At 65.7% G+C, this 18,522-nt stretch carries 18 protein-coding genes; 5 read left to right on the plus strand and 13 right to left on the minus strand.

Annotation, left to right across the window (positions count from 1 at the left end; all coding sequences use genetic code 11):
• Nucleotides 1-90: 90 nt before the first annotated feature.
• The gene (gene glnA / locus EGD98_RS11055; RefSeq protein WP_220588429.1) at nt 91-1,443 is read left to right on the plus strand and encodes a type I glutamate--ammonia ligase; all 1,353 of its coding nucleotides are present in this window, start codon (nt 91-93) and stop codon (nt 1,441-1,443) included.
• On the opposite strand, the gene EGD98_RS11060 is transcribed toward glnA, so the two are convergent.
• Together EGD98_RS11060 and EGD98_RS11065 are read right to left on the minus strand one after the other, a co-directional pair.
• The gene (locus EGD98_RS11060; protein WP_220588430.1) at nt 1,440-2,348 is read right to left on the minus strand and encodes a phosphatase PAP2 family protein; all 909 of its coding nucleotides are present in this window, start codon (nt 2,346-2,348) and stop codon (nt 1,440-1,442) included. The genes glnA and EGD98_RS11060 overlap by 4 nt on opposite strands.
• Nucleotides 2,348-3,574: a YihY/virulence factor BrkB family protein gene (locus tag EGD98_RS11065; protein ID WP_220588431.1), complete on the minus strand. Its 1,227-nt coding sequence runs from the start codon at nt 3,572-3,574 to the stop codon at nt 2,348-2,350. Before EGD98_RS11065 ends, EGD98_RS11060 begins: the two co-directional genes overlap by 1 nt.
• A gap of 163 nt (nt 3,575-3,737) precedes the next feature.
• Between EGD98_RS11065 and EGD98_RS11070 the strand changes: the two genes are divergently transcribed.
• Nucleotides 3,738-4,145, plus strand: a complete 408-nt coding sequence (locus tag EGD98_RS11070) for a hypothetical protein (RefSeq protein ID WP_220588432.1) — start codon at nt 3,738-3,740, stop codon at nt 4,143-4,145.
• Nucleotides 4,146-4,157: 12 nt separating this feature from the next.
• Here the strand turns inward: EGD98_RS11070 and EGD98_RS11075 are convergent, their stop codons facing one another.
• The 5 genes from EGD98_RS11075 to EGD98_RS11095 all read right to left on the minus strand — a co-directional run bounded on the left by EGD98_RS11075 (nt 4,158) and on the right by EGD98_RS11095 (nt 10,831).
• Nucleotides 4,158-5,261, minus strand: coding sequence for a tRNA (guanine(26)-N(2))-dimethyltransferase (locus EGD98_RS11075; protein ID WP_220588433.1), 1,104 nt, complete (start codon nt 5,259-5,261; stop codon nt 4,158-4,160).
• Nucleotides 5,262-5,428: 167 nt separating this feature from the next.
• Nucleotides 5,429-6,700, minus strand: a complete 1,272-nt coding sequence (locus tag EGD98_RS11080; protein ID WP_220588434.1) for an RNA-guided endonuclease TnpB family protein — start codon at nt 6,698-6,700, stop codon at nt 5,429-5,431.
• Between the two features lies 1 nt (nt 6,701).
• The gene (gene tnpA / locus EGD98_RS11085) at nt 6,702-7,094 is read right to left on the minus strand and encodes an IS200/IS605 family transposase (protein ID WP_220588435.1); all 393 of its coding nucleotides are present in this window, start codon (nt 7,092-7,094) and stop codon (nt 6,702-6,704) included.
• A 455-nt stretch (nt 7,095-7,549) separates the two neighbouring features.
• Complete coding sequence (locus tag EGD98_RS11090; protein ID WP_220588436.1) at nt 7,550-8,905, minus strand: FG-GAP repeat protein; 1,356 nt, start codon at nt 8,903-8,905, stop codon at nt 7,550-7,552.
• A gap of 246 nt (nt 8,906-9,151) precedes the next feature.
• Nucleotides 9,152-10,831, minus strand: a complete 1,680-nt coding sequence (locus EGD98_RS11095) for a sensor histidine kinase (protein WP_236039461.1) — start codon at nt 10,829-10,831, stop codon at nt 9,152-9,154.
• 496 nt (nt 10,832-11,327) lie between these two features.
• On the opposite strand from EGD98_RS11095, the gene EGD98_RS11100 reads away from it, so the two are divergent.
• Nucleotides 11,328-11,675, plus strand: a complete 348-nt coding sequence (locus tag EGD98_RS11100) for a hypothetical protein (protein ID WP_220588437.1) — start codon at nt 11,328-11,330, stop codon at nt 11,673-11,675.
• 248 nt (nt 11,676-11,923) lie between these two features.
• On the opposite strand, the gene EGD98_RS11105 is transcribed toward EGD98_RS11100, so the two are convergent.
• The 6 genes from EGD98_RS11105 to EGD98_RS11130 all read right to left on the minus strand — a co-directional run bounded on the left by EGD98_RS11105 (nt 11,924) and on the right by EGD98_RS11130 (nt 16,243).
• The gene (locus EGD98_RS11105; RefSeq protein ID WP_220588438.1) at nt 11,924-12,706 is read right to left on the minus strand and encodes an acetoacetate decarboxylase family protein; all 783 of its coding nucleotides are present in this window, start codon (nt 12,704-12,706) and stop codon (nt 11,924-11,926) included.
• 84 nt (nt 12,707-12,790) lie between these two features.
• A complete protein-coding gene (hisH, locus tag EGD98_RS11110) occupies nt 12,791-13,441 on the minus strand; it encodes an imidazole glycerol phosphate synthase subunit HisH (protein WP_220588439.1) in 651 nt (216 codons plus the stop codon).
• A gap of 365 nt (nt 13,442-13,806) precedes the next feature.
• Nucleotides 13,807-14,394, minus strand: a complete 588-nt coding sequence (locus EGD98_RS11115; protein WP_220588440.1) for a uracil-DNA glycosylase — start codon at nt 14,392-14,394, stop codon at nt 13,807-13,809.
• A gap of 250 nt (nt 14,395-14,644) precedes the next feature.
• Complete coding sequence (locus tag EGD98_RS11120; RefSeq protein ID WP_220588441.1) at nt 14,645-15,205, minus strand: endonuclease dU; 561 nt, start codon at nt 15,203-15,205, stop codon at nt 14,645-14,647.
• Entirely contained in the window at nt 15,202-15,393 is a 192-nt protein-coding gene (locus EGD98_RS11125; protein WP_220588442.1) for a DUF5786 family protein, read from the minus strand. The genes EGD98_RS11120 and EGD98_RS11125 overlap by 4 nt, the downstream gene beginning before the upstream one ends.
• A 130-nt stretch (nt 15,394-15,523) precedes the next feature.
• On the minus strand, nt 15,524-16,243 hold the full coding sequence (locus EGD98_RS11130) for a ThuA domain-containing protein (RefSeq protein ID WP_220588443.1): 720 nt from the start codon (nt 16,241-16,243) through the stop codon (nt 15,524-15,526).
• 714 nt (nt 16,244-16,957) lie between these two features.
• Between EGD98_RS11130 and EGD98_RS11135 the strand changes: the two genes are divergently transcribed.
• On the plus strand, nt 16,958-17,566 hold the full coding sequence (locus EGD98_RS11135) for an MBL fold metallo-hydrolase (RefSeq protein WP_220588444.1): 609 nt from the start codon (nt 16,958-16,960) through the stop codon (nt 17,564-17,566).
• A gap of 50 nt (nt 17,567-17,616) precedes the next feature.
• A complete protein-coding gene (locus tag EGD98_RS11140) occupies nt 17,617-18,501 on the plus strand; it encodes a hypothetical protein (protein ID WP_220588445.1) in 885 nt (294 codons plus the stop codon).
• Nucleotides 18,502-18,522 lie beyond the last annotated feature (21 nt).

Raw genomic sequence — 18,522 nt, forward strand, 5'->3', positions numbered from 1 at the left:
CGAATGTCCAAATGCGCCCGAGCAGGCCGAAATCCTTGCGCATAACGGCAGGGTTTTAGTATTAGCAGTGTTCCTTCCCGGTGTCCAAGCATGACAAGCGAACTTTCCGCTGAGGCTGAAGAGGTACTCGACGAGATCGAAGAGAAGAACGTCGACTTCCTTCGACTCCAGTTCACCGACATCCTCGGCACAATCAAGAACGTCTCGATTACGGCCGACCAGGCCGAGAAAGCATTCACAGAGGGCATCTACTTCGACGGCTCCTCCATCAACGGCTTCGTCCGCATCCAGGAGTCCGACATGCGTCTGGACCCGGACCCGTCGACCTTCGCCGTCCTGCCGTGGCGCGAAGACGTCGAGGGCGGCTCCAGCGCTCGACTCATCTGTGACGTCATCAACACCTCGACCGGCGAGCCCTTCGAGGGCGACCCGCGACGCGTTCTGAAGAACGCCGTCGACCGCGCCGAGGAGATGGGCTTCGAGGTCAACGCCGCCCCCGAGCCGGAGTTCTTCCTGTTCAAGGAGGACGAGGACGGCAACGCGACGACGGAGTTCGGTGACAAGGGTGGCTACTTCGACCTCGCACCGAAGGACCTCGCAAGCGACGTGCGCCGTGACATCATCTACGGCCTCGAGAAGATGGGCTTCGACATCGAAGCCTCCCACCACGAGGTCGCGCAGGGCCAGCACGAGATCAACTTCACTTACGACGACGCGCTGACCACGGCCGACAACGTCGCCACCTTCCGCTCTGTCGTCCGCGCCATCGCGGCCCAGCACGACCTGCACGCGACGTTCATGCCAAAGCCCGTCCCGAAAATCAACGGCTCGGGTATGCACACCCACATGTCGCTGTTCAAGGACGGCGAGAACGCCTTCTACGACGAGGACGGCCAGTTCGGTCTCTCGGACACGGCCCAGTCCTACATCGCAGGTATCCTCGACCACGCGCCCGCCATCGCCGCGGTCACCAACCCGACCGTCAACTCCTACAAGCGCCTGGTCCCCGGCTACGAGGCACCCGTCTACGTCGCCTGGTCCGACCGGAACCGCTCGGCGCTCATCCGCAAGCCGGCCGCCCGCACGCCGGCCGCCGCGCGTGTCGAGGCTCGCTTCCCCGACCCGTCCTGTAACCCGTACCTGGCCTTCGCCGCGCTCATCCACGCCGGTCTGGACGGCATCGAGCGCGACCTCGACTGCCAGGACCCGATTCGGGAGAACATCTACGAGTTCGACGAGGCAAAGCGCGAGGAGTACGGTATCGGGACGCTGCCCGAGAACCTCGGCGAGGCCATCGAAGAGCTCGAAAACGACGAAGTCATCTCCAGCGCGCTGGGCGACCACGTCTACGAGAACTTCGTCGAGGCGAAGACCCAGGAGCACAAGGAGTACCTGGTCTCCGTCTCCGAGTGGGAAATCGAGCAGTACCTCGAGAAGTTCTAACTGCCGCTACCACGACCGCTTTTTTTCGCGACGCGCTCACCGAGCAGCGGCAGCGCCAGCGCTGTCCCCATCCCGACGGCGACGAGAGCGCTCACCACGGGCTCGGGCGGTGCTACCAGCACGACCGCGGCGGCGAGCGTGCCCAGCCAGACGGCCCCCAGTGTGGCCGTAACGGCACCGCCCCGACGGGTCGGCTCCCGGACGCTGTCGAGGGCCGTCGACGCTACCAGCCCACCGATGCCCATGCCCAGCACCGCGGCGGTGTCCCGGCTCGACCCGCCCGCGATGAGACCGACGACGGCCACGAGCGTCACGAACGCGAACACTCGCGTCGGCGTCCGGAGCCTGGTCACGGCCAGCCAGAGGACGGCCCCAGCGATGGCGGCGCCGGCGACCACGTCGACCAGATAGTGCACCCCGAGGACGAGCCGCGAGAGCGAGACGACCGCGACGACTGCGGCCGCGACGGCGTAGCGCTGTCGCCGGGTGCCGACCCGTAGCGCCCACGCGAACCCGCCCCAGACGAGCACCGTCGTGGTCGCGTGCCCGCTCGGGAAGCCGTAGCCCTGGCCGGTGACGACCGACTCGTAGAACGGTTCGACGGGCCAGGGAAGCTCGGCGGCTGCGGCCACTATCTCGGGGTTCGGCGGCCGCGGGAACGCGAAGACGGCCTTCAGTGCGATGGAGACGGTGGCGGCGGTGGCGACCAGCCCGACGAGCACTGCGCCCCGCTCGCGGGTGAGCCCACGTCCCAGTCGCGGCGTGGCCGACGCCAGCCAGTAGGAAAGCAGGCTCGCCGTCGAGACGAACCAGAAATCACCGAGCTGTGTGAGGACGGCAAAGAGCACGACGACGGCGGTCGGCAGCTCCGTGAGAAGCTCCGTGAGACCGACGCCACGGCTCATCACCGCCAGTCGCGTACCTTATCCAGGGCGATACCCGGCAGCCCTGTGACCCGGAGTCCGAGCCCGACGACGACCATCACGACGTAGAGCCCGAGCGTCGACAGCCAGACGACCACCATTGCGAGCACCGCCCAGATGCTCTGGAGGTAGTAGAACGCGCCCAGCGTCATGATGGTCCCGTACAGCAGGACGACGTAGGGGCCCCAGCCGCGGGCGTGACCCCGGCGCATCCGCCGGCGGACGTACTTCTTGAGGTCGCTCTCGACGTCGTCGCGGTGGAGCGTGCGGTCCTCCACGTCGTCGCGGAACGCCTCGAACTCCTCGCGTAGCTCTTCGAGTTCCTCGTCGGTCAGGTCGTCGACGCCCCCGGTCTCGGCGGGCGGGGGTGTCTCGCTGTCGGCATCCTCGCTCATCGCTTTGTTGGACCCTCGAAGGGATTCGTGTTGTAATTGCCGGTCCGTGCCGCCGGTCAACACGGCGTTGAGCACCGCCCCCAGTAACAGGAGCTGGCCGGCGAAGTAGAACCACGTCACCAGCAGGAGGACGCCGCCGATGACGCCGTAGAGCTGAAAACTGCCGGCGACGGAGGCATAGAGGCTGAAGACGGTCGCCAGCACTGTCCACCCGACGGCCGCGAACACCGTGCCCGGGAGCACCCCTCGGACCGTCGTCTTCGTGTCGGGAAAGAGGTAGTACAGCGGGAGGAAGGCGACGACGAGGATGGGAATCAGCACCAGCCCGCTCAGTGCGACGTCGACACCGAAGACGGCGCCCAGCGACCCGACGACGGCAAAGCCCACCAGAGCGAGGCCGATGCCGCCAAGCGCCGCGGCCGCGTCGACGATGCTGTCGAGAAAGCCCCCGACCTCGTGGGTGTCGTAGATGCGAGAGAAGGCCGTATCGACGCCGCGAAACACCTTCAGCGCCCCCCAGAGCATGACGGCGAGACTGACGGCAGTCGCCCCGCCCCGGCCGCTGGCGTTCGTGAGCGCGTTGCCGACGAGGTTCGCTGCCTGCGGCGTCAGTGTGACACTGAGCACCCGCACTACCCGGTCTGCGAAGGCGTCCCCACCGACGAACGTGGCGACGGCCAGCCCCAGGAGGAGGAGTGGCAACAGCGAGACGAACATGTAGTAGGCGATGCTGGCCGAGAGAAAGGAGACCTGCTGGGTCCGGACGGCGTCGAGGAGGTCCCGACCGACGCTGACGGTGCGGTTCCGGTTCACAGTCGGCTATCGAACGGCCACCACATATATCGTCACAATCGAAACGGTTTAGCCATCGATTTTCGATGGCCACGATAGCGCCGCGCGGCCCCGGCGTATGCGGGTGCCGCGACGACGTTCTTCATCACACAGCGCTTATATCTCGCCACCCCGACCTCCGCCCATGGAGACGGCGATACGGACAGTGACGATGCAGGTGACGGCGCTGTGTCTCGTCGCCGCCGGGATACTGCTCGCGCTCGGCACCGCCGGGGTCCCCGCCTCGCTTCCGCTGCTTGGCCTCCTGCTCGCGCTGTCGGCGGGGCTGTACTACACGCGGCCCGACGCCAGTGTGGGACAGGTGGTAGGTATCGACGTCGGCGGGATACTCTCGACCCTGTGGCTGGCCCCCGCGCTCTCGGCGTTCACAATCGTCTTCGAGCCGACCGCCTCGGCCGCGGAACTCCAGGCCCTGGGCGGGCTCGTCGGACTGGCCGGGATGCTGAACTACTTCCTCCGGCCGGTGTACCTGCTTGCCTACTCGCTCGCCGAGGCGGTCCAGAATCGGGGCAGCGGGTCGGTCGACCGTTGACGGTCGGGCCGACTACTCCGCGGTCGCGTCGCGTATCGCTTCGACGTCGGCGTCGGTTTTGAACGATGTGCCACTGTAGTGCGTTCGCGATGCCTCGTAGCCCGCCGCCCGCAGTTTCTCGATGAACGTGTCCATCGCTTCGGCACCGCGGCCCCACCGTTTACACAGCCGGTGCTGGTCGTAGTGGGTCGGCGTGTCGAGTTCGCCGGCGAGCGTCTCACACAGCTCCCGGGCTTTCTTCGCGGTGCCCATCTCCTCGGTGACTTCCTCGGCGACCGACTGGACGAACTCGGGCTCGCAGCTCCGGGCCAGCCAGATGGGGCCGGCGGTCTGGACGTGCTCGCCGCAGTGGGGGCAGGTCTCTGGGGCGTCCGCGATGAGCCCGCGCTCGCTCTCGCGCCAGAGACAGCGCTGGCAGTAGTAGACGTGGCCCAGCTCGTCGATACAGTCGTTGGCGACCTTCGCGCCGTGGTCGAACTCGAGGTAGGTGCGGACGTAGTGACTCGTGGCGTGGCTCAGGACGGGCCGGGCGGCGATGTCGTAGCGGGCGGCGGTCCGGACCATCGCTCCCAGCAGCACTCGCAGCCCCATCTCGGGGTGGAACTCGGTGTTCCGCGGGACGGCGCCGTAGCTGCGGACGCCGCTCTCGAAGTGGGCGCCACACAGCGGCGCGGTGTCGGTCGCGGTGACACAGAGCAGGTGTTTGGTGCCCTGGATGGCCGCGTCGGCAAAGGGAATCGGCGTCCCGAAGGGGTCCAGGTCGACCACGTCGAAGGCCTCCGAATGCATCAGGACGTTGGCGTTCTCGTGGTGGACCTCGCCCTCTAGACCGTTGTCCTCTAAGTTCTCTCGACAGAGCGCCACGGCGTCGTCGTCGACGTCACACAGACTCGTCTCCCAGCCGTCGGCGGCCGCCCGAACCCCGCGGATACCGCTGGCCGCGGTGGCGTCGAGATACGTCCCGACACGGGGCGTTCGCTTCCGGTAGGCCCGCAGTGTGGCCACGGTCAGGTCGCGGTTCAGCTCCTGGACGGGGTTGAAGAACACGTCGGCTCCCTTCCCCGCATCGGGCTGTTCGGGGACCGTGACGGTCACCTGGCCCTCGTTGACGCGCATACCGACCCCTGCCGGCGACGGCCGTTAAGTCGTTCGAAGGTGTGCTAGGCATGGGTGTGTCGTAGAAAGCTTTGGACACATTATCTGTCAGATTTTTTCCGGCGTCGTGTGCAAGGTGACATCCTCCGCGCCGTGAACGGCGCGGCTTCCCGGCATGGGAATACCAGCTAAGTTTCGCTGTTGCTGGCAGAGGGTTCCGACCCGTGGAAAGTCGAGAGGGTCATCTGCGAGGATTCCTCGCTCGTCTCTCGGTGGGTCGTGGCGCTGTCACAGGCGCTCCCATCCCGTGAGATGTCATCGCCCGCCGGTTTCAGCGGCAGGCTCTCACCCCACGGGTCATGGCGGTCAGCGATGTTGACCGCCGCGTTGATGTCTGCGTGGTACTCCGATACCCAACACTCATCGTTCTGGCACCGGAACTCGTCGCCGTTCCGGCGCCCGATGTGACTGCACCCGTGACACGTCTGGCTCGTGTACTCCGGTCGGACGTATCTGACCGGAAGCCCCGCCTCCCGTGCTTTGTCCTCGATACGCTGTTGGAGCCGAGCGAACGCCCATGCGTGGAGGCTTCGGTTCATCCACTCACCGTAATCGAGGTCTTCGCGGATGTCCGAAAGGTCTTCCAGCACAAGGACTGGCTTCTCGAATCGACAGGCGTACTCGACGGCACGTCGAGACGCCTTCTCGATGATGTCTGTGAGTGCGTTCTGGTAGCGGTCGAATCGTTCGTCTATCCGCCACTCTGCGGCGTCACGCTCTTGGAGCCGCTTGAGTGTCGTGAACATCTCTTTGCGAAGGTGACGAGCGCGACCACCGTTGATGAGCAATGGGTCAGTCGGAGTCCCCTGCTCGCAGGCACAGCCCGCGAGCAGGTGTGCTTCGCCAATGTCGAAGCCGACTGGTGTTACATCGTCGTCTGTCGGTTCGTAGTCCGGTTGTTCGACCGGGAACTCGACGGTGACGTGGAGGACCCACGACGTGCGGTGGCGTTGCAGTCGGAGTTGGCCTGCCGAAGCGTCACCGTGTACGAGGTCGTGCCACAGACCGTTTTGTTCAGGATTGGTACGAAGTGGTATCCAGAAATTCGTCCCGCAACCGGGTTGCGGTGCCCACCATGTGAACTCGTAGTCACGCGCCGCTGAGTGGTCGAACTCGGCGGCTTGGTTGGTGAGCCGAACCGGGTGGTCGTCGTCCAACTCCTGTGCGTCGTAGGTGTCGTGAAGTTGTGGGACGTAGTTGCACAGGGCCGCTTTCGCCTGATACGGTAGGTCGTAAGGCGTCACCACGTCGCTGGTTGCACTCATCGTCTCACACCCGGCGTCGAACGCCTCGTGTAGCCCCTCACGGTAGGTTTCGAGCAGGGCACACAGTTTGCGCTCTTTGTGTGCTGTTGGCGGGGCGAGCGTAGCTTCCAGCGTTTTCGTGGTTGTTGCGGTCATGCTACTGGTCGTCCACGTAGTCCATCAGCACGTCAATGCTCACTTGGCCGGTCGTAGCGAGGAAGTATCCCGGTTGCCAGAACGCATCTTCGAGCGTTTGTGTCACTTCGGGAAACTCCGACCGAACCCGGCGGGACGTGACGCCTTTGAGCGAGTTGATGAACTTCGTGAGGTCTGTGGTTGGTTTGGTCCGAAACAGGATGTGAACGTGGTCGGTACCACCGTCCACGTTCTTGATGTCGGCCTCGAAGTCGTCTGCAATATCGTGGGCGATTTCAGCGACACGCTCAAGCCGCTCATCCGTGAGAATATCGGCTCGGTACTTCGTGACAGTCACGAAGTGATACTGAAGGGCGTGCACTGTGTGCGACCCGGTTTGCAGATGATACTCCATTTGGCCTTAGCAAATACAAGACACCCAAAACAGATAATTATTGTGAAGTGAGGTATTCGGCAGGGAGAAACCGAGTGGTTCGTTGCACAGAGCTTACGCGATTCACTCCCGCCCTGTTCGCTCCTCGGTTCCGATTGAACGTCGGAACACTCGTCACTCACGGGAAGGGCGGGATTCTCTCGCTGAATCAAGCTTACGCGATTCACTCCCGCCCTGTTCGCTCCTCGGTTCCGATTGAACGTCGGAACACTCGTCACTCACGGGAAGGGCGGGATTCTCTCGCTGAATCAAGAGAGCCCGCATACAGCACCCCTTACCATTAGTTTAGTAGCGGTTACACAGCCTACCGATGCTGGACGCCACACACCGGATATCCGGAGTGAAAACCGGGTGTCTGTTACGACTTATCGAACAAGGTGTAACGCGTAATAGCTGGCCTCGTCGAACGGGAGCACTCACTCGAAGACGTATGCCGAGCCCGCCTGCTCGCCGTTGGGATCCTCGTCGTCGTTGGCGCCGATGAGTGCGGTGGAGCCGTCACTCGACAGCGCTACTGACCAGCCGAAGATGTCGCCCCTGTCGCCGTCCTCGGCAGCGAGTTTGGCCTGTTGACTCCAGGAGCCACCAGAACCGTCGAAGACGTATACCGAGCCCGCGAGGGAGCCGTTGGGGTCCCCGTCGGTTTCGGCACCGATGAGTGCCGTAGAGCCGTCACTCGACAGCGTAACTGACCCGCCGAACCCGTCTCTGATGTCACCGTCGTCGGCAGCGAGTTTGGCCTGTTGACTCCAGGAGCCACCGGAACTGCCGAAGACGTATGCCGAGCCCGCGCCCTCACCGTTGGGGTCCTCGTCACCGGTAGCGCCGATGAGTGCGGTGGAGCCGTCACTCGACAGCGTTACTGACCCGCCGAAGTAGTCGCTCATGTCGCCGTCACCGGCGGTGAGTTTGGCCCGTTGACTCCAGGACTCACCAGAACTGTCGAAGATGTATGCCGAGCCCGCGCTGAGGCCGTTGGGGTCCTCGTCGTCCCTGGCACCGACGAGTGCGGTGGAGCCATCACTCGACAGCGCTACTGAATACCCGAAGCCGTCGCTCTCGTCGCCGTCATCGGCCGTGAGTTTGGCCCGTTGACTCCAGGACTCACCAGAACTGTCGAAGACGTATGCCGAGCCCGCGCCCTCACCCCGGGGATCCTCGTCGGCGCCGATGAGTGCGGTGGAACCGTCACTCGACAGCGCTACTGACTCGCCGAACTGGTCGTCGGCGTCGCCGTCATCGGCAGCGAGTTTGGCCTGTTGACTCCAGGAGCTACCAGAACTGTCGAAGACGTATGCTGAGCCCGCGAGGGAGCCGTTGGGGTCCTCGTCACCGGTAGCGCCGATGAGTGCGGTGGAGCCGTCACTCGACAGCGCTGCTGAATTGCCGAAGCCGTTGCCGAAGCCGCCGCGGATGTCGCCGTCATCGGCCGTGAGTTTGGCCTGTTGACTCCAGGAGCCACCGGAATTGTCGAAGACGTATGCCGAGCCCGCGCCCGCACCGTCAGGATTCCTGTCACCGGTAGCGCCGATGAGTGCGGTGGAGCCGTCACTCGACAGCGCTACTGACCAGCCGAATTTGTCGTCACGGTCACCGTCATCGGCAGCGAGTTTAGCCCGCTGAGTGAGGTTTTGACGAGGGGGTGTGGGTTCTGTTGGTGTCGCTTGGTCGGCCGCTGGCGTTCCATCTGCGGAATTATCCGAACAGCCAGCGATAGTACAAATCCCAACGACGCCAGAGAGACGGAGAAACCGTCGCCGGTGTGTTGACATACCTTAGCGTCGCCACAATGTATTAAAATTCTTTTGTCAATTGGAAAAATAACTGGATCGCCGACTGGATGGTGTCTTCGACGCCCGCTCGTCCGATTACACCAGACACGCAACGGTGGCCGTGTGTCGATGACCGCGCCGACTATTTCGAACGATTCACACTCTATCTGCAATTCTGCACCGCAAACGTTCGCTGTGAACGGTTGTATGACACACTGATCCGCAACTGCTAGCTGTAACAGTTCCCTATACAGCCCCAGTAGCGTCCTGCGCCGCCACGACTGGCACCCCAACCGTCACCGTCGTCCCGTCGCTCGTCTCGAAGCCGAGGTCGGCGCCGAGCGTCGTCGCGGCCCAGCTGACGAGCCAGAGCCCCATCCCGCTGCCGTGGGACAGCGCCGTCTCCTCGCCCCGCTCCAGCACGCCGAGTTCGTGGTCGGGGATTCCGGGGCCGTCGTCGGTGACCGACAGCGCCACCTCGTCGCCGTCGACCACCGCTCGCACGGTCACGTTCGCCTCGGGGACGTGCTGGAGCGCGTTCTCGACGAGGTTCTCGACTATCACGCCGAGCAACACCGGCTGGCTCTCGACTGTCAGGTCAGCGGGCACCTCGACGGTGATGCTGCCCTCGTACTCGTCGGCCAGCCGGTCGACGATGTCCGCGACCAGTTCCCGAAGGGCGACGGGTTCGAGGTCGGTCTCGTCGGTGCTCGCCGCCGAGAGCGTGCGGGCCTTGTCGCCCGAGGCGACGAGTCGGTCGACGGCCCGCTCGATAGTCGCCGCGTGGTCGGCCTCGTCGCCGTCCAGTGTTTCTGCGAGCAGTTCGGCACGGGCCTGGATGACGACGCTCTCGTTGCGGACGTTGTGTCGCAGGAACCGATTCAGGACCTCCAGCCGGCGCTCGCGGCGGATCTCGTCGGTGATATCCTGGAAGACGACGGTGTAGCCCAGCTGGCTCCCGCCGCCGTCGGTCAGCTCGGTCTGCTGGAGTTTGTACTCCCGGCGGCGGCCGCCGTTTGCGACGCCAAAGCGGTCGTCGTCCTCGCCGGGGACGAACCGGTCGCCCTCGACGTGCTCGTCCAATGGCTCGGTCAGCACCGACCGCTTTGCGACGCCGAGCATCACCTCCGCGGCGGGGTTGCAGTTCACGACGCGGCCCGCCACGTCGACGATGGCCACCGGCGTCGCGATGTCGTCGATGGCCGCCCGCTCGCCGGCCCGTCGCGTGGCGGGGTGGAACTCGAACATATCGCTGCCGAGGAAGGCGTAGGCGTCGAGTGCGAGGTGGGGCAGGAACGCGAGCGTCGTCAGGTTCACTGCCGGCCCGATATCCAGCGCCCACGCCAGGACGGCCAGTCCCGGCGGGATGGGGCTCAAACCGACGGCGATTGCCTCTCGGCGGTACAGCGGCCCGTAGCTGAGAACGGTGTCGAAGACAAGCATCGTCCCGAACACGACGAACAGCATGGCCGCGAATATCGCCAGATAGCCCAGCGGCTGGATGGTGTAGTTGACGACTGTCCCCGCCGTCGTCCGCGACACCGTCGCCTCCGTCCACAGCAGCCCCGCCCGGCCGTTCGACAGTGCCAGCACCGTCACCGCCGCCGGGACGAGCGCGAGCCCCCGAAACAGCGCACTCTCCAGCGTGGCCTGCCGTCCGGTGTACCCCAGCGCGAAGCCCACGAAGACGTAGCCGAGCCAGCTGAGACAGGCCCACGTGACCGCCTCCAGCGCGAGCCGTCTCGACGGTTCCGATACCAGCAGTGCCGTGCCGTAGACGGTCGACCAGACGGTTATGGTCCCGATCGTCGCGACGAACCACTTCGCACCCGGCTTCGCCCAGTGCTCGCGCAGCTGTGCCAGCAGATACAGCGACCCGACTCCCGACGCGAACGACCCCAGCGCCACCCACGGGACGTCGGCCATGATATGTGCACGTATTCTTGGCTGTTTACCTTTCCGGGCTAGCAATCAGGAGTGAAAACAGTCGGACGAACGAGGACAGCCAGAAAGCCCCGAGCGGCTACGGTCCCGCGACTCGCTGTGCTCCTCGTCACTCCCTTTGGTCGTTCCTGTGGTGCTTACTTCGTCGGGGTTCCCGTAGCCGCTCGCCCCTTTCGGCCCCACCCAGCGCTGATTGGCCAACCGGCTACGGGTGGACTGAAAGGGGCGAGACGCTCGGGGAAGGCGGGCGACGTAAGCACCGAAAGGAGCGAAGCGACTGAGGCGCGCAGCGAGCTCGTTCGAAAATCTTCGATTTTCGTGATGACGAAAGACGGCTTTGCCGTCTTTCGAACCACCCCCGACCCGAGCGTCTCGGGGCTTTCTGGCTGTCCTGCACCGTGACTGAGACGAGACTGACGATATATCTCGCATCTCCTAGAGCCGACGCTGTTTTGTCGGGGCTATCCGTAGCGAGCGTGTGACCGCCGTCGAGGAGTGGGTGGCCCGATTAGCCGACGCCGGGGAGCTGACCCCCGACCTAGTGACGGCTATCGTCGACGTCCACGGCGACCGGGGCCGGCGGGCCATCGAGGCCGTCGGCGAGAGTCGGGTGAAAGGGTACCGGGACTTCATGGTCGTCGTCGGCTACGAGGACGAGTACATCGTCGAGGACGGCCAGTGTGGCTGTGCCGATGCCGAGTACAACCTGGATAGGGAGGACCCCGACCAGCTCTGCTGGCACGCCATCGCCGTCCGCATCGCCGACGCCATCGACGCCGTCGACCACCACGATATGTGGTACTCGGACGTCCGTGACTTCCTATAGACCTTTTTGCCGGTCGGGTTTCCTCGGCCGACTTCGTCGGCCTGCGGGAACCCTCCCGGCAAAAATCTACGCTAAAAAGGCCGGAATCTCGGCCTGTGGCCTCGATTCCGGTGAAACCGCTCGCCGGCGGCGAGCGGTATGCTCTACCGCGACAGCCTGCCCTCCCCCGTCGGCGCTCGGGGCCGATGAGGTCGGCCCACTCGCGCCCGGCCACCGCGACCGCAGACCGCTCCGTCGACCGCCGACACTCATACCACCGGCCGCCCGGCGCCGTAGGTCACCGCGCCCTCGAAGGCGAACTGCGCGATGGCGCGGTCGCCGAGGTTCAGGTCCCGCAGCGTCGCCGACCGGTCGTGGTAGCCACTCATAACCTCGAAGTCGCTCGATAGCGGCCGGACGCCGAAGCGGCCGTCCATGTCGACCGAGAGCTGTTCGAGCCGGTCGTCCCGAACGGCGTAGCTGGTCGTCTCGTGGTTGGCCGGCCAGGTCCGCGGGCGGGCGATGTCGACCGTCACGACGTGGTCGCCGTCTTCGACGACGCTCGTGGTGCGCCGGCCCGCCTCGTCGTGGTGGCTGATGCGAGCGACGGTCTTCGGGAGTCCCCAGACTTCGTCGCCGAGCGCGCGAGCGGGCTCGGTCGTCACCGGCAGTGAGTGGACGTAGCCGCCGTACTCGCCGGTCGCGAGCGGGACCAGCGGCCGGGGCGACGGCCGCGGCGTGGCGGCCAGCATCACGGCGAGCTCGTCGTAGGGGCGCATGGCGTCGTCGCCGATGCGGTGGTACTCGATAGCCATCACGGTGACTGCGGCCCGGTCCGGGGTGACACGGACGGGTTCGAGGCCGTCGGGGAGCCGGGCGGCGACGGCGTCGCTGTCGGCAGAGAGGACGAGCCCAGTCACCGTCGCCGTCGTTTCCAGTGGTAGTGTCACCGTCTGCCCTGTCGAGAGCGGTACGGTGTCGCCTGTGGCTGCCGTCTCCTGCCCGCTTCCGGTACCCGACGGGCGATTGCGGGTGTCGGTCTGGGAGGCCATGTTAGCAACTGACGCACGCTTGACAGAAGAAGCTACTGCGGTGGCCTGTCGGGCACCCGAAACTGCGGCGCGGTACAGTTCCCCTCACCGCTGCTCGACGCAGTAGTCGACGTAGTTCCGCAGAATCTGCAACCCGGTCTCGCCCGATTTCTCGGGGTGGAACTGGGTTCCGAAGACGTTGCCGGCCTCTGAGGCGACGATGGAGGCGAAGTCGGTCCCGTAGTCGGTGGTGGCGACGACCGCGTCCTCGTCGTCGGGGACGGCGTAGTAGGAGTGGACGAAGTAGGCGTAGTCCCCATCGACGCCGTCGACGAGCGGGTGGTCCCGTTGGACGTCGAGTTCGTTCCAGCCCATGTGTGGGACCGTCTGGTCGCGCGAGAAGCGGACGTTCTTCCCGGGGACGAGGTCGAGCCCCTCGGCGTCGCCCTGGCCGGCGTGGTCGGCCTCCTCGCTCGTGGTCAACAGCATCTGCATTCCCAGGCAGATGCCAAAGAGCGGCGTCCCCGCCTCGGCCTCTTCTTCGAGTGCGTCCCGGAAGGGGCCGGCGTTGTCCATCCCTTCGGAGAAGGCCCCGACGCCGGGCAGGACGATGCCGTCGGCGCTGCCAAACTCCGCCGGGTCCGCCGTAAGCCGCACCTCGGCGCCGGCCCGCTCCAGCCCGCGGGTCACGCTCCGGAGGTTCCCGAGCCCGTAATCGACGACGACCACCTCTGCGGTGGTCTGTCTGGCGTTCATGCGCGTGGGTACGCGAACACCGGCTAAGTGGCTTCCCCTTCGGACAGGTGTTGCGGCTAGTCGGTGGGTGTGTTTCGGGTGTGGCTATTGCTTCTGGGGGTCAGACAGCTCCGATAGCCAGGTGCGACACAATCACCGTGAACAGCCAGAAAGCCCCCGACCGCTCGGGTCGCGCGCCTCGCTGTCGTCCGAAAGGCGCGCACCGCCTTTCGTGATCACGAAAATCTTCGATTTTCGAACGACGCCCTTCCCTCGCTCACTTCGTTCGCTCAGTCCAGTGCTTGCTTCGTCGTGCTTCCCCGGGCGGTCGGCCCCTTTCAGTCCCACCCAGCGTTGTTTGCCCAATCGGCTACAGGAGGTCTAGTTTAATAGTCTCCGAGTCGCTTCTGCCCGCTCTCACCATCAGTAAACTCCGCCGCTTTCTCCAGCGTCTTTCTGAACGTCTCCTTCTGGCTGGGGTCGTACAGCGTCGCGGCCGGATGCACACAAATCATCACCGGCTGTGGCCCGCCGTCGACGGTCATGTCGGTCACATCGCCGGCCTCGCCCGTGACGGCCACGTCCCGCTCCAGCAGGTGTTCGCCGGGGACCTTCCCGAGCGTGACGACGAGTTCGGGGTCGACGAGCTCGATTTCGCTCTCCAGATAGTCCCGGCAGTTCGCCAGCTCCGCCTTGTGCGGGTCGCGATTCTCCGGCGGGCGACAGCGCACACAGTTGGTGATGCGCACGTCGGCCCGGTCCAGTCCGACCTCGCGTAGCGTCTCGTCTAGCACGTCGCCGCTGCGGCCGACGAACGGCTCACCCTGCTCGTCCTCGTTGGCGCCGGGGCCCTCGCCGACGAACAGCAGGTCCGCGTCGGCCGGACCGACGCCGTTGACGATCTGTGAGCGCGACACACACAGCGCCTCGCAACGCTTGCACTCGGTCACGGTGAGCCCGTCCATGTTGCTCATGGCCGGCGGTTGGGGCGCGAGTGTATCAAGGGTTGCGAGGAAGCGACCGGAGGAAGCTTCCTCGAAGGCGAAGCGGTGACCGAAGGGAACCGCAGAGCAGTTGCGAGGCGATGAGCCTAGCGAATCGCCTCGAAAGCGATGCGGGGAGAGCGAGACCGACCAGAGGGAGGTCTCGAAGCGAACCGGCGACCACAGGGAGCCGGAGAGCAGTGACCCGCAGAGCAGTAGCGAGCGCGATGGGACACGTCCATCAGCGCTCGGCCCGCTCGGCTGCCCCCGCTCGCGCCGCGAGCCGGGCCACGCGGAGCGGCTCCGGTCGGCCCCCAGTGGGGGTGTACGCCCGCACTACGCCGCCCGCCTCGTCTGGGTCGAGCCCGACGCTACGGACGAACACCGTGTCGTCGTTGACCGATAGCTCGCGACGGTCGGGCTGGGCGTGGTAGGTCGCGAGGCGGTCCTCGACGACCGCGTCGCTATCAAACGCGTCACGAATCGCGTCGGCGAGTCCGGGCGAGGTCTCGAAGGAGACAGAGAGCGTCGGCAGCCCGGTGTGGTCGTGGATGGCGTGGAGGTCCAGCAGGTTGAACCACGCCGGCGCGATGCCGGACAGAAAAATGTACCCGAGGTCCTCGCGGTCGAGCCGGTCGAACATATCGCAGACGGCGGCCGTCGCGTCGCTCCCGCCGACGGTGCAGGTCCCGAAAACGAAGCCGTCGACCGCCCGGTCCGCGCGGACGACGGCTCCGGCGAGGTGACTCCGCTGGTCGCGGTCCGATGCTGCGATGCCCAGTGCGCGTCGCCCCGGTTTCACGTGTTCTGCTTTTCTTCCTCCTTGATATCTTTCAGCCGGTCGAGCAGTTCGTCGTTCGACGCGGTGAATTCGAATTCGACGTCCCCCTGATGGGCGTCCCCCTCAGTGTCGAGCCCATCATCGTCGTCGAAATCTGTGTCATACTCCTGGTTCTCCTGTTCCGACTCGTCGTAGCTCCCGAACCCCATTGTATGAACAACTATGTAGTTCAGGGTCAAAAATCTCTCGGCGGAATCGGGAGACGACATACGCGTGTGCGCACACGAGACACGCGCGGGTAACGCCGGCCTACCGCGCGGTGTCTCGACGTTCGCCGGCCTACCGTGACTCCGGCGCGTCGACGTTCCGGTTCCCACCGTGGGCATCGGCCCCCTCGCTCGGCGCGGCCCAGCGGACGGCGTTGTCCAGGACCGTCTGGATGTCCTCGCGGTGGTAGATGGGGTAGGTCTCGTGGCCCGGTCGGAAGTAGAAGATGCTGCCACGACCGCGTCGGTAACAACAGCCCGAGCGGAACACTTCGCCGCCCTCGAACCACGAGGTGAAGACGAGGCGGTCCGGTTCCGGGATGCCAAAGGGCTCGCCGTAGGTCTCCGTCTCGTCGATGACGATGGACTCGTCCAGGCCGTCGACGATGGGGTGGCCGGGGTCCGTTATCCAGAGGCGCTCGCGCTCGTCGCCCTCGCGCCAGGTCAGGTCACACGGTGTCCCGAGCAGGCGGGTAAAGGGTTTCGAGGCGTGGGCCGAGTGGAGGACGAGCAGTCCCATCCCCGCCTGGACGCGGGCAACGACCCGGTCGACGATAGCGTCGTCGACCCGGTGGTGAGCGGCGTGGCCCCACCAGACCAGGACGTCGGTGTCGTCGAGGACGTCTTCGGTGAGGCCGTGGTCGCGCTCCTCGAGCGTCGCCGTCTGTGTGTCGTGGCCCCGTTCGGCCAGTGCGTCTGCGATGGCCACGTGGATGCCGTCGGGGTACACTTCGGCGACCGCGTCGTCCTCGCGCTCGTGGATGTACTCGTTCCAGACTGTGACTGATGGCATGGACGTGCTTCGGGTGTAGTCCGTGTTAAGTTGGTGTTCGGTTCTCACTGTGCTGACAGCGCCCTTGCTCCTCGGTAGCACTTGGAATCCCTCACCCGCTCGACCCGGCTAGCATCGGTCTGTGCCAGCACTGCCACTCTTCGGGGGCACTCGGAAGCCCTCACCCGCTCGGCGCGGGTGTGCGGGATATCCTCGCTTCGCTCGGATAGGGCCCGCGCACCCGCGCCGACCGGGTTCGCCCTTCCAGTCCGCCAGGATACTGCAGGCCGGCCTACCCTTCCCCGACTCTGCCGATAAAACGGCTTCGCGGCCGGGAGTGCGCTCTGTCGCACGACCTGGGGGAGGGCAGGTGCTGCCTGGTGGACTGAAAGGGCGAGACGGGTCGCGGGCGCGAGGAATCGACCGCAGGGAGATTCCTCGTGGGGGAACGGCGAACGGAGTGAGCCGTGGAGCGCTGTGGCGGCACTACCGAGCGAAGCGAGGTATCCGTCACAGCGCCCGCGAGCAGTCGAGGGCTTTCTGGCGGTATTGGGTAGCATCAACAGCGGAAAGAACCACTGTACCTAGCGAGCAGTCGAGGGCTTTCTGGCGGTATTGGGTAGCATCAACAGCGGAAAGAACCACTGTACCTAGCGAGCAGTCGAGGGCACGACCATCAACAGGCGCTCCAACGAGTGCTAGACACTCAAGCGCGTCCCGCCACTGGCGATAGATATGGAGGTCCACAACGTCACCGCCGACGCAGAGACGTTCACGTGCAACGCCTATCTCGCGCTGGGCGAGCGGACAACGCTGGTCGACGCGGGCGGGTGGGAGGGCGTCGTCGACGCCATCCGCGACCACACAGACACCGTCGACGCGGTAGTGCTAACCCACCAGCACGGCGACCACGTCCAGGAGCTCGGTCGCGTCCTCGAGGCCTTCGACGCGGAGCTGTACGCCTACGGCGAGCATCCCCGCCGGGACCACGCCCTCGACGACGGGGACGAGGTGCTCGTGGGCGGGGAGACCTGCGAGGTGGTGTACACACCGGGCCACGCCGACGACCACGTCTCGCTGGTCTCGGAGCACTCGCTGTTCTCGGGTGACGTGGTGGTCCACGACGACGGCGCCTTCGAGGGGGGCTCCTTCGGCCGGACCGACCGCCCGGGACAGTCACGCGAACGGGAGATAGAGAGCATCAGAGAGCTGCTCGACCGGATGCCCGACGGCGTCGAGGGGATGTACTCGGGCCACGGCGGCGTCTTCCACGGTGACGTCCGGGGTATCGTCGAGAAAGCGTTAGAGCGGGCCGAGCGCCGCGAGCCGAAGTACCCCGAGTAAGTCGCCGATATCGCCGTAAGCTTCTACATATCGGAAAATAAGGGTAGCTCATGCATCGGCGGACACTCGCCGGGGCGGGGCTGGCCGCTGTCGGGCTCGTTCTGGCAGGCATCCAGCTCGTCCACGCGATACAGCAGACGGACATCCCGGTCGCCATCGCGGTCGACGGCGTTCCCTTCGCGGCGATGGGGCTGGCGCTGGTCTACGCGGGGTACCGGCTGGCCCGCGACGACGCGTTCGAAGGGACGGCGACGCGGGTCGTCGTCTGGGGTGCCGGCGCGACGGTCGCCTTCGCCGCCGTCGCTGCGCTCTTGCTTTTCAGCCAGCAGGTCACGATGGGGTCGCTCGACCGGGCCGCCTTCCTCACCGTCGATATCCTCACCGTCGGCGCGCTCACCGGCGTCCTCGTGGGCCTGTACGACGCCCAGAGCCGCCAGCGGCTACAGGAACTCGAGACCGAGCGCGACCGGGTCGAGGCCTTCGGCCGGAAGGCCGCGGATGTGAACAACTACGGGCGGGCCATCGCCACCGCGGGCAGCGACGACGCCATCGCCGCCTACATCACCGAGGCCATCAGCTCGCTGATGGGTATCGACGAGACCGCCGTGTTGCGGGTGCGTGACGAGGAGGCCGAACTGCTCTCGAACACGGTTCGGACTGCCGGCGCGGAGCAGGTCGCGGAACTCGCGCGTGCCGTCCGGGACGAGCCACGCGGTGACGTGGTCGCCCACGGACGAGCGCCGCCGGTCGAGCTGGGCGAGACGGTCAGCGACGTGCTGACGGCCGTCGTCACCGAGCGTGACGAGACCACGACGGTCGTGGTCGCGGTCGAGACGAGCGGGACGGCGACCGACGAGCACGACCGGAAGCTACTGGAACTGGTCGTCGCCCACGCGACGGTTCGGCTGGACAGACTGGCCGCTCAGCCGGCATAAGAGCGGAAAACAGCGAGTGGC

The sequence above is a fragment of the Haloarcula salinisoli genome (genome assembly GCF_019599405.1).
Lineage (GTDB): Archaea > Halobacteriota > Halobacteria > Halobacteriales > Haloarculaceae > Haloarcula > Haloarcula salinisoli.